Annotated in this window: 12 protein-coding genes and 1 pseudogene; 8 read left to right on the top strand and 5 right to left on the bottom strand. The window is 69.7% G+C overall.

Features of this window, described 5'->3' with window-relative positions:
* Window positions 1-20: 20 nt before the first annotated feature.
* Window positions 21-779: pseudogene (locus ACFYY7_RS24620) on the top strand (MFS transporter); the annotation flags it as partial.
* Between the two features lie 101 nt (window positions 780-880).
* Here the strand turns inward: ACFYY7_RS24620 and ACFYY7_RS24615 are convergent.
* Window positions 881-1,876: a phosphotransferase family protein gene (locus tag ACFYY7_RS24615; RefSeq protein WP_388664510.1), complete on the bottom strand. Its 996-nt coding sequence runs from the start codon at window positions 1,874-1,876 to the stop codon at window positions 881-883.
* 421 nt (window positions 1,877-2,297) lie between these two features.
* On the opposite strand from ACFYY7_RS24615, the gene ACFYY7_RS24610 reads away from it, so the two are divergent.
* Entirely contained in the window at window positions 2,298-2,696 is a 399-nt protein-coding gene (locus ACFYY7_RS24610) for a winged helix-turn-helix transcriptional regulator (RefSeq protein ID WP_388664508.1), read from the top strand.
* Window positions 2,697-2,706: 10 nt separating this feature from the next.
* On the opposite strand, the gene ACFYY7_RS24605 is transcribed toward ACFYY7_RS24610, so the two are convergent.
* Together ACFYY7_RS24605 and ACFYY7_RS24600 are read right to left on the bottom strand one after the other, a co-directional pair.
* Window positions 2,707-3,363 (bottom strand): class I SAM-dependent methyltransferase, encoded by a 657-nt coding sequence (locus ACFYY7_RS24605; RefSeq protein ID WP_388664506.1) that lies wholly within the window; start codon window positions 3,361-3,363, stop codon window positions 2,707-2,709.
* 70 nt (window positions 3,364-3,433) lie between these two features.
* Window positions 3,434-4,000: a TetR/AcrR family transcriptional regulator gene (locus tag ACFYY7_RS24600; RefSeq protein WP_388664504.1), complete on the bottom strand. Its 567-nt coding sequence runs from the start codon at window positions 3,998-4,000 to the stop codon at window positions 3,434-3,436.
* Between the two features lie 87 nt (window positions 4,001-4,087).
* Between ACFYY7_RS24600 and ACFYY7_RS24595 the strand changes: the two genes are divergently transcribed.
* The 4 genes from ACFYY7_RS24595 (at window position 4,088) to ACFYY7_RS24580 (ending at window position 7,957) form a co-directional block, all read left to right on the top strand.
* Window positions 4,088-5,221, top strand: coding sequence for an alpha/beta hydrolase (locus ACFYY7_RS24595; protein WP_388664502.1), 1,134 nt, complete (start codon window positions 4,088-4,090; stop codon window positions 5,219-5,221).
* A gap of 180 nt (window positions 5,222-5,401) precedes the next feature.
* Complete coding sequence (locus ACFYY7_RS24590; RefSeq protein ID WP_388664500.1) at window positions 5,402-6,097, top strand: alpha/beta hydrolase; 696 nt, start codon at window positions 5,402-5,404, stop codon at window positions 6,095-6,097.
* 91 nt (window positions 6,098-6,188) lie between these two features.
* Window positions 6,189-7,166 (top strand): NAD(P)H-dependent flavin oxidoreductase, encoded by a 978-nt coding sequence (locus ACFYY7_RS24585; protein WP_388664498.1) that lies wholly within the window; start codon window positions 6,189-6,191, stop codon window positions 7,164-7,166.
* 146 nt (window positions 7,167-7,312) lie between these two features.
* Complete coding sequence (locus tag ACFYY7_RS24580) at window positions 7,313-7,957, top strand: class I SAM-dependent methyltransferase (protein ID WP_388664496.1); 645 nt, start codon at window positions 7,313-7,315, stop codon at window positions 7,955-7,957.
* A gap of 48 nt (window positions 7,958-8,005) precedes the next feature.
* Here ACFYY7_RS24580 and ACFYY7_RS24575 read toward each other — a convergent pair whose 3' ends face one another.
* On the bottom strand, window positions 8,006-9,253 hold the full coding sequence (locus ACFYY7_RS24575; RefSeq protein ID WP_388664494.1) for a DUF4303 domain-containing protein: 1,248 nt from the start codon (window positions 9,251-9,253) through the stop codon (window positions 8,006-8,008).
* A gap of 242 nt (window positions 9,254-9,495) precedes the next feature.
* Entirely contained in the window at window positions 9,496-11,040 is a 1,545-nt protein-coding gene (locus ACFYY7_RS24570; RefSeq protein ID WP_388664492.1) for a hypothetical protein, read from the bottom strand.
* A gap of 124 nt (window positions 11,041-11,164) precedes the next feature.
* On the opposite strand from ACFYY7_RS24570, the gene ACFYY7_RS24565 reads away from it, so the two are divergent.
* Together ACFYY7_RS24565 and ACFYY7_RS24560 are read left to right on the top strand one after the other, a co-directional pair.
* Complete coding sequence (locus ACFYY7_RS24565) at window positions 11,165-12,337, top strand: sensor histidine kinase (protein WP_388664490.1); 1,173 nt, start codon at window positions 11,165-11,167, stop codon at window positions 12,335-12,337.
* A complete protein-coding gene (locus ACFYY7_RS24560; RefSeq protein WP_388664489.1) occupies window positions 12,334-13,005 on the top strand; it encodes a response regulator transcription factor in 672 nt (223 codons plus the stop codon). Before ACFYY7_RS24565 ends, ACFYY7_RS24560 begins: the two co-directional genes overlap by 4 nt.
* The last annotated feature ends 225 nt before the right edge of the window (window positions 13,006-13,230 follow it).

Genomic DNA, 13,230 nt, shown 5'->3' with positions numbered 1-13,230 from the left:
CTCGATGAGCCTTACGTACAGCGCCCGGCGCGTTCACGGCCGCGGGGGTTCTCTTCGCCGGCTCGCTCGCCGTTCTGCTCACCGTGCGGATCGCGACCCCGACCGAAGTTCCTCGGCGAGCCTCTGCCTGGCGTGAGCTGGGTGACGGATTGCGATACGTCCGCCGCCACCGGACGCTCGCATCCCTGGTCGCAGTGATCGGGCTGAGCGAGATGTGCTTCAGCGGCCCGGTCGCCACCGGCCTGGTGCTCCTGGCGGACGAACGCGGCTGGGGCGCGTCGGGGATGGGCTGGGTCGCGAGTGCGTTCAGCGTCGGAGGTGCGGCGGCGGGACTGTTGCTCACCGTGTCGCCCCGGATCCCACGTGCCGGGCTGGCGATGTCCGGGGCGTTGCTCGTGACCGCTGCGGGCGCGGTCGCGCTGGGGCAGGCACCCTCATTGCCCGCGGCCGTGGGGTTCGGCGCCCTGATCGGCCTGACCAGCGGGCTCACCACGGTCGTGACCGGAGCCCTGATCCAGACGGAGACCGACCCGCGATACCTCGGCCGGGTCACCTCGGTCACGACCCTGTGCACACTGGGCCTCGCGCCCGCGCTCTTCCCGGTGGCCGGCGTGACGGTGGCTCTGTGGGGAGCGGATGCGTTCTTCGCCGGGTGCGGCGCGATCTGCCTGTCCGCCGCGGTGCTCGGCCTGGCCGTCCCCGTGCTACGACGCGCCGAACTCCGACCGCCGACGACCGGGTCAGCCGCGCCGACTGACCGTAACGTCCCTACTGGATAGGGTAGTTCATCCCCATTGACCCGGCAGGAACACAGATCGGCGCGAGCCGGCTGAATCGAGGAAACAGCCGAGTGATCCGTGTGGCTCGACACACCCGAGGGCTACGCCTGCTGCAGAAGCGCCAGTGCCTCCTTCGCGTTGTGGACAGCGACTCCCTGCATGAACGCCCGACCGGGGAAGTCACCGTCGAGGAGACGCAGCGGGCCGGCCACCAGCGACAGCCGCATCGCGAGCATGTAGAGGTCGAGTCGTCGGGGATCGAGATCGGACCGGGACAGCGCGGCGTACCGCTCACGGAAGCGGAGCCGGAGGAATACATGCTCCCACTCGATGTCGAAGTACATCAGGCCCTCGATGTCGATCAGGACGGGGTGCCCGTCGCCATCCACCAGGACGTGGTCGGGTCCGAGCTCTCCGTGGATCAGGCCGTATTCCTGGCGAGGGCTCACGAGTTCCGCCAGCTGGACAAGACGGTCGCGCAAAGCGGCTTCGGCCGCCGCGATGCTGCCGTCACGCGCCGCCGCCTCCTTGAGGTGCCCCAGGGCTCGGTCGAGGACCCGTCGCTCGCACGGGACCTCGGAGCCGACGCCGTCGCCGTGCTCCCGCAGGTCCACGCCGCCGTAGTTCCGGGACCGGTCACGGTGCATCACGCCGAGCATCTCGGCAAGGCCGCTGAGGGCCCCTGCCGCGCGCTCGGGATCCGTCTCGAAGAAGGCTTCGAGCGTGCCACCAGCAACGTCCTCGACCACGGCGAAATCGGCCGGAAAGCGGCGTCGGCTGCCATCCGCCAGGAGCACCCGCGGAACCCGTACCCCGAGACCGTGCAAGGTCCGTTGTGCGGTCAGGAACTGGACCATTCCTGACGCGGGCGCGAAGGGATCGGTGGGATCCGCCTCTCCTGTGCTCGGCCAGTAGTTCTCGTCCTCGGCCCAGCTGTAGACGATCACGCTCTCTGTACGGGGTCCATCGAGGCGAGCCCGGTACACGCCCTTCTGGCTTCCCCCACGCAACCGGTCCACCGAGACAACGCGGCGTCCCGCTCCCAGCGCATCACGCACGAGTTCCGACAGGTTTTCGGTGTCCGCGAATTGCCTCATCCGCAGAAGCTACACAGGAAGACGCTGCGCGTCCCACTGGATAGATTCTCCACTTCCAGCAGCAGCGTCTGTTCGTGGGTCCGCAAGGCGTCGTCGCGCAGCGTGGTGATGCCTCCGGAGGGCGTCCGGAGAAAGACTGGCTCAGCCGACCGATTCGATCGAGAGCCTGCTGCAAGGGCTGTCCCGGCGGACGCGGAGACGCCGGAAGCCGTCTGCTCGCCCCTGCCGACAGCAGACGCTTGACCAGCTGTGCTGTTGCAGGACGTCGGATCTGCGATGCGCACCGCCAGCGGCCGTCCGGGCCCCGCCGGGCGACATCGGTAGCTGTGCCCTCGGCGTGCACCGCCTCGCCGTCACGGTCGGTCCCGTCGATGGCCCAGTTCGTGATCAGCAGCGCCAGGTTCCCGTTGCGGTGGACATCGTGACTCACCGAACGGTTGGTCACCCGGCAGGGCTGCCCGACGAGCCATACGCGAACATCGGGGCGCCCAATCCCGACTGCCCGGTGGAGATCACGCCGGCGGCCCTTCACGGCCGCTGGACGACGTTGGTGGTTCGCCAGCTGCTGCGCGGCGACCGTTCCTACAGCGAGCTGCGCGCGGCCCTGCCCACGTTGTCGGACAAGGTGCTGTCCGACCGGCTGGCACAGCTCTGCGAGGCCGGAGTCGTCGAACGCGACCGCCACCCGGGCCGGCCTCCGCGAGTGCGCTACGCACTCACCCCGCGTGGACACCGCCTCGGCCCGGTCCTCCAAGCCCTGTGGGACTGGGGAGCCGTGGCCCCGGCCTGGGACGGCGGGGTGCACCCGGCCGAGCCGTGAGGCCGAGCGCCTACTGCTGGTGCCAGACAAGCGTGTAGCGCCAGAACAGCCGCCGGCGCAGCCGCGCGCCGGGCAGCGCCCGGCGGGCGTCGCGGACGATTTCTGCGAAGGTCATGGTCGCCGGTCGGGTCGGGGCGGTCATTGAGGCTGGTCGCGGCGCCTTGCGGCCCTTGTTCTTGATCCAGGCCATGGCGACATTCGACGGGATGGCGACGGCTTCGATCAGGTAGTCGCTCCGAAACTGCGGGCGGGAGAGGCCGACGACGACCAGAGTTCCGCCTGGCGCCAGGTGCTGTCGGAAGTGGGTGAGGGCGTCGCTGAACGGCATGTGGTGGATGGTGGCGACACAGGTAATGACGTCGTATGGGCCGGGCGGTACTTCCTTCAGCGCGTCTCCGACAGAGAAGGTCACCGGGGCTGTCGGGGCTGTGAGCTCCCGCGCGCGAGCGAGGATGGTGGGGTCCACGTCGATGCCGTGCACTGCTCCGGCCCGTGAAGCCAGGAGCCTGGCGAGGTCACCGCTGCCTGATCCGACGTCCAGGGCACTGTCGAAACGTCTGGGGAGCCTGCGCAGGATCCATCGGTGGTAGTGGGCATTGTGATCCCAGGGGTGGGTGGCGTGGAACTGCTCAAGTGCTCGCACGACGCGGGGCAGCGGTCTCGTCATGAGGGTGAGTCCATCAGAGCCTCAGCCGCCTGCGAAACCACCGATCCGCAGCCGCAGGGGGCGGGCGCCCTCACGCTGTCCCGTACACCGTGTCCAGGAGGCCGTTGACGAACCCGTCGAGGTCGTCGAGTCCGGCGGCCGCCTGCGTGGTGGGACCGTCGGCCACCAGGTGGGGGAGTGCGGCATGCAGGGCCAGCGTGACGGTGGCGGCGCGCCGCGGGGTCACGGGCAGGCCCGCACTGCGCTGGGCGTGCTCGAAGTACGCGAAATCGGCGGCCGCGAAGGCGTCGAGTGGCGCCGCCAGCCACGAAGTCCGCGTCGCCTCGCGCTGCAGCTCCAGGAGAGCGAGCACCCGCACACGGCCATGCCCCCGGACGTGCTCAAGGAGCGTGCGCAGCAGGGCGGTCAGGCCCACGCGGTCGACGGGCGCGGGTCTGGGGATCTCCGCGTACAGCTCCATGATGCGCTCCGCACTCGCCCGCAACAGCGCGTCCCTGGTGGGGAAGTAGTTCTTGGTGGTGCCCAGGGGCACACTCGCGGCGGCGTCGACGGCCCGGTGTGTCAGGCCCCGGCTGCCGGATTCCGCCAGTACGGCGATGGCCGCGTCGCCCAGGCGATCCCGTCTTTCTTGGTTCACGTATCCAAAGTACCTCATCCGTGGTACTACAGGTGGGGTACCACGGATGGGGTGCTTTGGGTCACGAGTCGAAAGGAAGTGGTTCTGGTGGCTGTGGGTTATCTGGTGACCGTGGTGCTGGCCGCGCTGATCGCGGTGTTCTGCCTGGTTGTCATCCGGGGGCCGAAATTGCTCTTCTACTTCAGTTACCGACTCGGTCTGGTCTTCAACGAGTTGCCGTTCCTGGTCATTTACGCGCTGGTGGCATCGACGGCGCTGGCCTTCGCGGAGGGTGACATCGTTACGGCCGCCGACCGGATGGTCGTCGGTCTGGCCGTGGCTCCGGCCGCCGCGTTCGTAGTGGTCGCCCGGCGCGGGATGCGGGCGGCGTCCGTGGTCGGGCTCGCCCTGAACGAGGCGCTCGGCGCCGGTACGGGGACGCGCCGACGGCCGCCGCTGGCGCGCATTCTGCTCAGGCCCGCCTTCCGCCGCCGCAGTGACGTCAGGAGGGTGGGCAACCTCAGTTACGGCGACGCGGGCCGCCGCAACCTCCTCGACGTCTACCACCACCGCTCGCGCCCCGAGGGCGGCTCCATACTGATCCACTTCCATGGCGGCCACTACGACCAGGGCCGGAAGAACACCCAGTCGCTGCCGCTGCTGTACCGGCTCGCGAGCCGGGGCTGGGTCTGCGTCAGTGCCAACTACCGCCTAAGGCCCGCCTTTTCGCACCCAGACCACTTGATCGACGCGAAGAAGGTGATCGCCTGGGTGCGCGAACACGCCAAGGAGTACGGCGCGGACCCCGAGGCGGCCGTGTTCGTGTCGGGGAGTTCCGCGGGCGGGCACATGGCGGCGCTCGCCGCCCTCACCCCCAACGAGCCTGCCTATCAGCCCGGGTTCGAGGAGGCGGACACCTCTGTGACCGCCGCCATCGCACTGAACGGCTACCTCGGGGTGTACTTCGACGGTGATCCGGCGACCTCGCCCGTGAACCTCGTCCGGGCAGATGCGCCACCGTTCCTCATCGCGCACGGCGACCTGGACGAGCTGGTGGGGACCGAGAACCCCAAGGCGCTCGTCAACGCCCTGCGCTCCGCCTCCGCCTCACCGGTCGTGTACGTCGAACTCCCGGGCGGGCACCACGCCTTCGACCTCTTCCACTCCTTCCGTTTCGAGGCGCTCATCGACGGCATCGAGGAGTTCGCCGCGTGGGTGAAGGCGGGGAAGAAGGCGATCTAGGATAGGCCGCCGACAGGGGCAGGGGCAGGGGCAGGGGCAGGCAGACGTGGGGCGTGTCGCGTTTCTGGCTCACCAGTCGTGCGGCGTACTGCGGAGTCCGGCTGAGCCGCTGCGAGGGAGCCGTTCTGCTGTCGGCTGACGCGGTCGCGCCTTCCAGGGCAAGGGCGACAGGATCGTCGGATGCAGCCGACCTTCGTTCTCGTGCACAGCCCGTCCGTAGGTCCTTCGACCTGGCGCCCCGTGGCCGAACGCCTGACGGCGGCGGGGTACCGGGTAAGGGTGCCGTCCCTGTTGCACATCGGCGCCGGTGCTCCGCCCTTCTGGCCCTGCGTGGCCGACGCCGTCCGCGACGACCTCCGGCAGGTTCCGGCCGACAGCCCCGTCACGTTGGTGGCACACAGCAACGCGGGACTGTTCCTCCCGGCGATCCGTTCGCGCCTCGATCATCCGGTGACCGGTTCGGTCTTCGTCGATGCCGCGTTGCCGGACCGGACGGGACCGACCCCTGTCGCCTCTCCCGAATTGCTGGAATTCCTCCGCCCGATGGCGGTGAACGGCAGGCTGCCGCGCTGGACCGACTGGTGGGACGAGGCGGACGTCGCCCCCATGTTCTCCGATCCGGCGGTGAGGCAAGCGGTCACCGAGGAACAGCCTTGCCTTCCGCTGTCCTACTACGAGCAGCACATCCCGGTCCCCGAAGGCTGGGACGACCACCCGTGCTCCTACTTGCTGTTCGGCCCTCCGTACGAGGACTGCGCCGCCGAGGCTCACGAACGCGGCTGGCGCGTGGCACATCAGCCCGGTGCACACCTCCATCAGCTCGTGGATCCTGCGGGAACAGTCCGGAACCTCGTCGAACTTGCCAGTTCGGCCTGATCCGCTTGATCCGCTTGACCCCACTCGATTCACTTCCGGCGTACGGCTCGGCGTCGTTTGCCGACAAGACAGATGGGCGAGGACTGAAACCATGGGACTGATGGGACTGTCGACGGCATTCACGGAAATGTTCGGTGTGGAGCATCCGATCGCGCTGGCCCCGATGGGCGGGTCGGCCGGTGGGGCTCTGGCGGGGTCGGTATCGCGCGGCGGCGGGCTCGGACTGCTGGGCAGCGGGAACGGCGATCAGGACTGGTTGGCCCGCGAGCTTCCTGTCCTGGTCGACGAGGCTGCCGGGAAGCCGTGGGGCATCGGATTCCAGGCGTGGGCGATCGATGTCGCAGTGGTGGCCCGAGCGCTGGAACACGGGCCGGCCGCGGTGATGTTGTCCTTCGGTGACCCGAGTCCGTTCGTGGAGCACATCCGCAGCGCGGGTGCGGTGCTGATCATTCAGGCCACCGACATGGAGGAGGCCCGGAGGGCGGTGGACCTGGGCGCCGATGTGATCGTGGCGCAGGGCACCGAATCCGGCGGGCACGGAGCCCGGAACGGGCGGTCCACACTGCCGTTCGTCCCCGCCGTGGTGGACCTGGCGACGCCGGTCCCGGTACTCGCGGCCGGTGGGATCGCCGACGGGCGCGGTGTGGCCGCCGCCCTGGCGCTGGGGGCCGAGGGAGCGCTGATCGGCACCCGCTTCCAAGCCACTACCGAGGCCCTGCTCGCTCCAGGGACCGCCCAGGCGATCGTTGAGGGACGCGGGGAGGACACCGAGCGCAACAGGGTGCTGGACATCGCCCGCAGCTCGCGGTGGCCGTCGAAGTACACCGCTCGCACTCTCGGCCACCCCTACCTCGACGCATGGCGGGGCCGGGAGGACGAGCTCGCAGCTGCCCCGCATGCCCAACAGGCGTACCAGGAAGCCGTGGTCCGGGGAGAGATTCCCCCGATGCCCCGGTGGGCGAGCGAGGCCATCGACCTCATCGACGACCTGCCGTCCGCATTCGACCTGGTAGGCACCCTGGCCGCACAGGCCGAGGAAGCGCTGTCCCGGGCAGGCAGGCGCGGCTGAGCAGGGCGTTCTGGGACTGGCGGGTCGGGGGCACCATGAGACATGGATGCTGATATTGACCATTCGGCGGCCAGGCCGCCTTGTGCCTCGTGCTCCGGCGGCCGTCAGGACAACATCGCGCAGTCGGTCGACTACCGTGTCGGAGCATGAATGTGAGTGGATGGTTGGCAGACACCCGGAGTTCGTACGACACAGTCGCGGTCAGCTACGCGGACCAACTGCGCGAGGCCATCGCAGGAGAGCCGTACCTTCGGGCGGCACTGGCGTTGTTCGCCGACATGGTTCATGCAGCCGGCGGCGGGCCGGTGGCGGACGTGGGCTGCGGACCGGGGCATGTCACCGCTCACCTGCATGAGCTGGGTGTGGACGCATTCGGGATCGACCTGTCGCCCGGGATGATCGACGTGGCCCGGAGCGACCACCCCGGCCTGCGGTTCGAGGTGGGAACGATGACGGACCTCCCCCTCGCCGACGCCTCCGTCACCGCTCTGCTCGCCTTCTGGTCATTGATCCACGTTCCCGACGACGAGATCCCTGCGGTCCTCGGCCATTTCCGACGGGTCGTGCGCCCCGGTGGACCACTGCTGCTCGGCTTTCACGTGGGCGACGAGTCGCGACTGAAGACCCAGGGTTACGGCGGCCACCCGATGCATGTTCACGTCCATCGACGACAGCCTGCCCGGCTGACGGACTGGCTGTGCGATGCCGGATTCACCGTCGAGGCCCAATGGCTGCTCGATCTCGACGAGAGCCGGCCAGGAGCCGTCCTCTTTGCCCGTCGCCAGTCCTGAGGGCTGCTCCGTCACCCGCCACCGGACGGACCCCGGGTTCGTGCACCGTCATCCGCCGAGCGTGGCCGCCGCGCTGCGTACCGACGGATCCGGGTCGTCCTGACGCAGGTGGCGCAGCCGGGCGGTGTAGCGCTCACGCTGCTCCGCGTCCAGCGGTGCGCCGGACAGGACGACGAGCGCGTGGCGCCGTACGACGGGCAGAGCCGAAGTCAGTGCGGCGAGCGCTGTTTCGACCTCCTCCGCGCCGATGGCGCAGAGGCCTCTGCCGGGGGCGAGCTGGTGGAGTACGGCGGCATGACGGTCCGGATGCGCCGTCAGAACGTTCTCCAGTGGCGCGTAGTCGAGGGGACCGTGGGTGCCGTGGTCACGGAACGATGTGTACGGTGCGGCCAGGCCCTGCGCCGCCACATCCGGCGGAATGCTGTCGAGCTGCCTCGCCACCACATCCATCCGGCCGAGGCGTGAGAGCGCTGCCGCGGCCCAGGCCCGGTCCGGTTCGCCGAGGTGTCTGTTCGTCATGGCTCGTTCCAGCGCGTCGGACACCTCGGCCGATGCGATGCCGATGTCGGCCAGGAGCTTCGCCCAGAGCCATCTGTCGGGCGCACGCGAACCGTCCAGACGTGCCAGCACGGCGGGAACGGCGAGCGCACCGAGTGCCCGGAGCGACTCCACCGCCTGCTCGGAGGGCAACGGCGAATTGTGTGACTCGACGATGGCGACGAGCTCGTTCACCCGCTGTTCCGGAGGCAGCGCGGCCAGTCGGTCCGCCTCGCGCAGTTCGGCGTCCAGCTCGGGGAAATGCTGACGTACCTGCGCCCGGGTCAGACTCAACGGTACGAGCTCCCATGCCTCGTCCATCGCGACGACGAGGAAATCCTTGCCCACGACCCCGTCGGCCACCAACTGCTTCCGCGCTGCCCTGCAGGCCTTGGCGGCGGTACGCAAGTAGCGCTGGTGGACCGTTTCCCAGTGCCGGCCGTCCCCGGCCGTCGCGGCTGCCTCCAGTCGGGAGGCCCACTCCTCCTCGGCCGCTCCCGGGTCGAGTTGCCATGGCCAGTCCGCCGGGCTCCACCGCAAGGCCTGAGCATCGAGCGGGTCGGACGCCGCCGCTGCGAGTCTCTCCTCGCTCGCCACGCCGACGAGCGTCCAGGCGATGGTGCCGCCGGACTCGGCGTAGAACTCATGGACGGCCGCGCCGTAGATGTGCTCGTCGGGATGCTCGGCACACATACGGAGGACGAAGCCGACGACTTGTTCTCGTATCGCTGCTTCGAGCCCGGCCCAGTCAAAACGCATCCGTGGACCCTACCAAGGGCGGTGAAGGCATCGGCCGGTGTGTGTGCCGTCCTCGGTGCGACAGCAGCGACAGTTGTGACTGCCGCGGACCGGCCGAGTGCGACCAACGCTTCCGGCAGGGGGGCCGGCGCACGAAGCGTCGGCCCCCCCTCCGGTGGAATGTGATCCGCCCCGGCGGCCCGGAGCCGGACACCGCGGTCTTCTCCGGCGTACTCCGTTACGTGGCTCCGTGCCGCCGACGGTCACCTCCAGCGCCCTGGTTGCCCGGTCCGCCCGTCGCTTCGCGGCAGGCGGCTCAGAGCGAGCCCCAGCAACACAACCACGTACGCACACAACACGGCGACCCCGGCCCACCACGGAAGCGGGAAGTACCCGGTGGAGGGTACGAAGTGGGCGGTGACCTGCGGATATTCGACGAGGGTCTGCTGGGTGGCGAAGCCGGCGGCCGGAGTGACCCGCAACAGCCACTGCGAGAGACCGTCGGCCAGCAGCGGGACGGAGGTCACCACGTACGGGACCACGATTGCCAGTACGGCGGCGAGGACCGCGAGCCAGATGCGGCGAAGAAGGGCGCCGAGCGCGAGCGCGAGCACGGCGGAGAGGGCGAGCACAGCGGCCGTCCCGACGACCACCCGCACCCCGGTGAGCGAGGACACCGCGATGACGGTGGTCCCGTACTCGCGCAGAATCGCCGTGCCGACCGGGATCACGACCCCCACGGCCAGGAGACCGGTCACGAACGTGACGGTTCCGACGACGACTGCCTTCGCAGCGAGCCCCCGGCGGGTGACCGGGGTACCGCGAGCGGGCTCGCTGCGGGACCCGGACGCGACGAACCGCACGGCGACCACGAGCACGATGAGCAGCCCGGGGGCCAGGCCGCCGAGAGTACGTTCCACCGGGCGGTCACCTCCCTCGGTTCCTCCCGGCCCGATGTCGCCGGTGCCGGTGACGGTGATCGTGCCGCCATCCACCACCGCCCCGGATGGCTTGTGGTACTTCTCCCAGTCGGTCCGGTTCATTTCTCCGACGGTGTCGGAGCGCCAGCCCTTGGCGGAGGAGGGCACGTCGCTGAGAACGACGTTGTCGAAGGAACCGCCGGCCTGAGTGAAACGCACCTGTTCCGTCGCGCCGCCGAGGCCGGCGGGCCGCAGTGTCAGATCGCCGGGAGAGGTGGCGAACAGACCGACCTGCACGGTCCTGGGCAGCCCGGACAGCTGCGCCGTGCCGACCTTCGCCCATCGCCGGCCGTCGGCGGACTCGTAGCCGGTGACGGAGTCGCCCGACCGTGTCAGCCGCAGCCAGCGTGGCGACTCGGCCGAGACCCCACCGCGGCTGCCTGCGATGTCATGCCGGTAGTCGTACTGCATCCGCACGCCGTGGCTGCCGGTGAGCATCAACGCCGCGTACGACGATCCCCGGCGGGTCCCGTCCTTGATGATGATCCCGGCCTTCGCCCACGGCACCAGGCCCGGGACGATCCGGTCATGGTCCGGCGGCGGATAGGTGATCGTGCCCGTCATGGATGTCATGCGGACCGTGATGCTGCCGTTCTCGCCCAGATCGCGATGCAGGAAGGAGAACTGGTCGTTGACGTGTGATCCGTCCGGCCCGGTCGGTCCGGCCGGGCACCGGCCGTCGCAGGACGTGTGGTTGCCGAATGCGGGGAGCAGACCGAGGGCGACGACGACCAGAGCCGCGGCCGCCATCGCGATCAGCCGACCAGGACGCCGGAACCTGATCCACTCCTGTCGAACCTGTCGAAGTAGTTCGTTGGTCGTGAGCATGGCATCGGTTCTACGGTTCGGCCCATGACATGGTCCGAACCGCCTCTGTCATCCCGCTGTTAGATGCCGTGGGGCAGTCTGGGTCCGGCTGCCGGACCCGCAGCGGTAGGAGGAGGAAGAGAACGTGGGCAAGCGATGGAGCTGGACCGTCGGACGGCGATTCACGATCTTGTACGCGGTCGGGTTCCTCGGGTCCGGAATCGTGCTGCTCGCCCTGACGTACCTGATGTCCGGTGGCCGGGTGTCCAGCGTCGCTCCTGAACCGCCCCCGGCCGGCCCGTCCGACCTCGCCGCCGCCGAACAGCAGATCCAGGATCTGGTGAGGCGGCTCGCGGACGTGCAAGCGCAGCAGAGCCACCGGTTGCTGGCCGGCTCGCTGATCGCGCTGCTGGTGATGGCGGGTGTCTCTCTCCTGCTCGGCCGCATCCTGGCCGGTCGTGTCCTGCGACCGTTGCGGCTGATCACCGCGGCGACACGGCGGATCACCGCGGAGAACCTGCATCAGCGCCTCGCCGTGGCCGGGCCCGTCGACGAGGTCAAGGAACTGGCGGACACGGTCGACGGCCTTCTGGAGCGACTCGAAGCCTCATTCGTCGCGCAGCGCCGGTTCGTCGGCAACGCCTCGCACGAACTGCGCACGCCGCTGGCGACGATGCGGGCTTCGCTGGATGTTGCCGCCGCCAAACCCGAGCCTGCGGCGCAGACCGTCGCGCTCGTGGGCCGGCTTCGGACCGAACTCGACCGGGTGGACCACCTGCTGGACGGCTTCCTCGTCCTCGCACGGGCCCAGCACGGCACCCTCGCAGACCGGACCCCCGTATCGCTGGGCGAGTTGGCCCGGGAGGCGCTGACCGGACGAGCCGGGGACATCACCGCGAAGAAGTTGACCGTCGACGACGACGCCGTCGGGCGGGACGCCTGGACGCGGGGCAGTCAGGCACTGCTGTCCCGGATGGTGGAGAACATGGTCGACAACGCGATCGTGCACAACGAGCAGAGCGGCTGGATCCGGGTTGCCGCCGAACGCGACGACACCGGGACACACTTCGTCGTCGAGACCGGTGGGCGCGTTCTCGACCAGGCCCAGGTGGACCGGTTGACGCAGCCGTTCGAGCGGCTCGGCGCCGACCGGACGGGACCGGAGGGCAGTTCCGGGCTGGGACTCTCGATCGTCGCAGCGATCGTCGCGGCGCACGGCGGCCGTCTCACCCTTCTGGCCCGGCCGGAGGGCGGTCTGCGTGTCGCGGCGGCGATGCCGACGGCGGTCGGTTTCCGGAGAGGAGAAGTGAAGCGGTGAGAGTTCTGGTCGTGGAGGACGCGAGGTCGCTCGCCGAGGTCGTGGCCGAGGGACTGCGGGACCAGGGAATGGCCGTCGACGTCGCGCACGACGGCCTGGCCGCCGCTGCCAGGCTCGACGTGAACGCGTACGACGTCGTGGTCCTCGACCGTGACCTGCCCGGGATCCACGGTGACACGCTCTGCCAGATGATCACCGAGCGGGACGACCGCCCGATGGTCCTGATGCTGACCGCGGCCGGGGCACCCGGCGACCGGGTCAGCGGCCTCACCCTCGGCGCCGACGACTACCTCGCCAAGCCCTTCCACTTCCCGGAACTGATCCTGCGCATCCGCTCACTCGCCCGCCGCAGACCGGCCGCCCGGTCCCGCACGCTACGCGCCGCCGGCCTCGAACTCGACCCGATACGCCGCACCGCCCTCCGCGACGGCCGCCCGCTGGAGCTGTCGGTCAAGGAGTTCGCCCTCCTGGAGGCCCTGCTGCGCGCCGCCCCCGGCTTCCTGAGCACCGAGGACCTCCTGGAACAGGTGTGGGACGAGAACGCCGACCCGTTCACCAACACCGTGACCGTCACCATCGGCCGACTGCGCCGCAAGCTGGGCGGCCCGCCCGTCATCACGACCACACCCGGGGTCGGCTATCGCATCGCCGACGCCCCGGCCCCCTGACGCTGTGGGGCGGGATCCGTCACCAGGCGGCGGCGTGTGGATCTCCGGCACGACGGGGGCGTCACCGACAGCGACAGGGCGGATCGGTGCAGTATGAATCATGTTGACCGCAGGGCTTTCACCTGCTGATACCGCGCACACTCCACCGCTCCGGGGTCGATACCGCTGGGAGGAGGGGTAACGATGGAAAGGCAATCCGCTTCGCGCACTTCGAGCGAGAACGCG

Source organism: Streptomyces sp. NPDC001933 (genome assembly GCF_042890955.1).
GTDB lineage: Bacteria > Actinomycetota > Actinomycetes > Streptomycetales > Streptomycetaceae > Streptomyces.
This window is presented reverse-complemented; position numbering and strand designations above follow the sequence as displayed.

What these genes read in the sequence shown, in the direction of transcription:
- ACFYY7_RS24575 (WP_388664494.1), bottom strand. Translation starts at nt 9,253, where the DNA reads ATGCGTTTTGACTGGGCCGGGCTCGAAGCAGCGATACGAGAACAAGTC.
- ACFYY7_RS24570 (WP_388664492.1), bottom strand. Translation starts at nt 11,040, where the DNA reads ATGCTCACGACCAACGAACTACTTCGACAGGTTCGACAGGAGTGGATC.
- ACFYY7_RS24580 (WP_388664496.1), top strand. Translation starts at nt 7,313, where the DNA reads ATGAATGTGAGTGGATGGTTGGCAGACACCCGGAGTTCGTACGACACA.
- ACFYY7_RS24605 (WP_388664506.1), bottom strand. Translation starts at nt 3,363, where the DNA reads ATGACGAGACCGCTGCCCCGCGTCGTGCGAGCACTTGAGCAGTTCCAC.
- ACFYY7_RS24585 (WP_388664498.1), top strand. Translation starts at nt 6,189, where the DNA reads ATGGGACTGATGGGACTGTCGACGGCATTCACGGAAATGTTCGGTGTG.
- ACFYY7_RS24615 (WP_388664510.1), bottom strand. Translation starts at nt 1,876, where the DNA reads ATGAGGCAATTCGCGGACACCGAAAACCTGTCGGAACTCGTGCGTGAT.
- ACFYY7_RS24590 (WP_388664500.1), top strand. Translation starts at nt 5,402, where the DNA reads ATGCAGCCGACCTTCGTTCTCGTGCACAGCCCGTCCGTAGGTCCTTCG.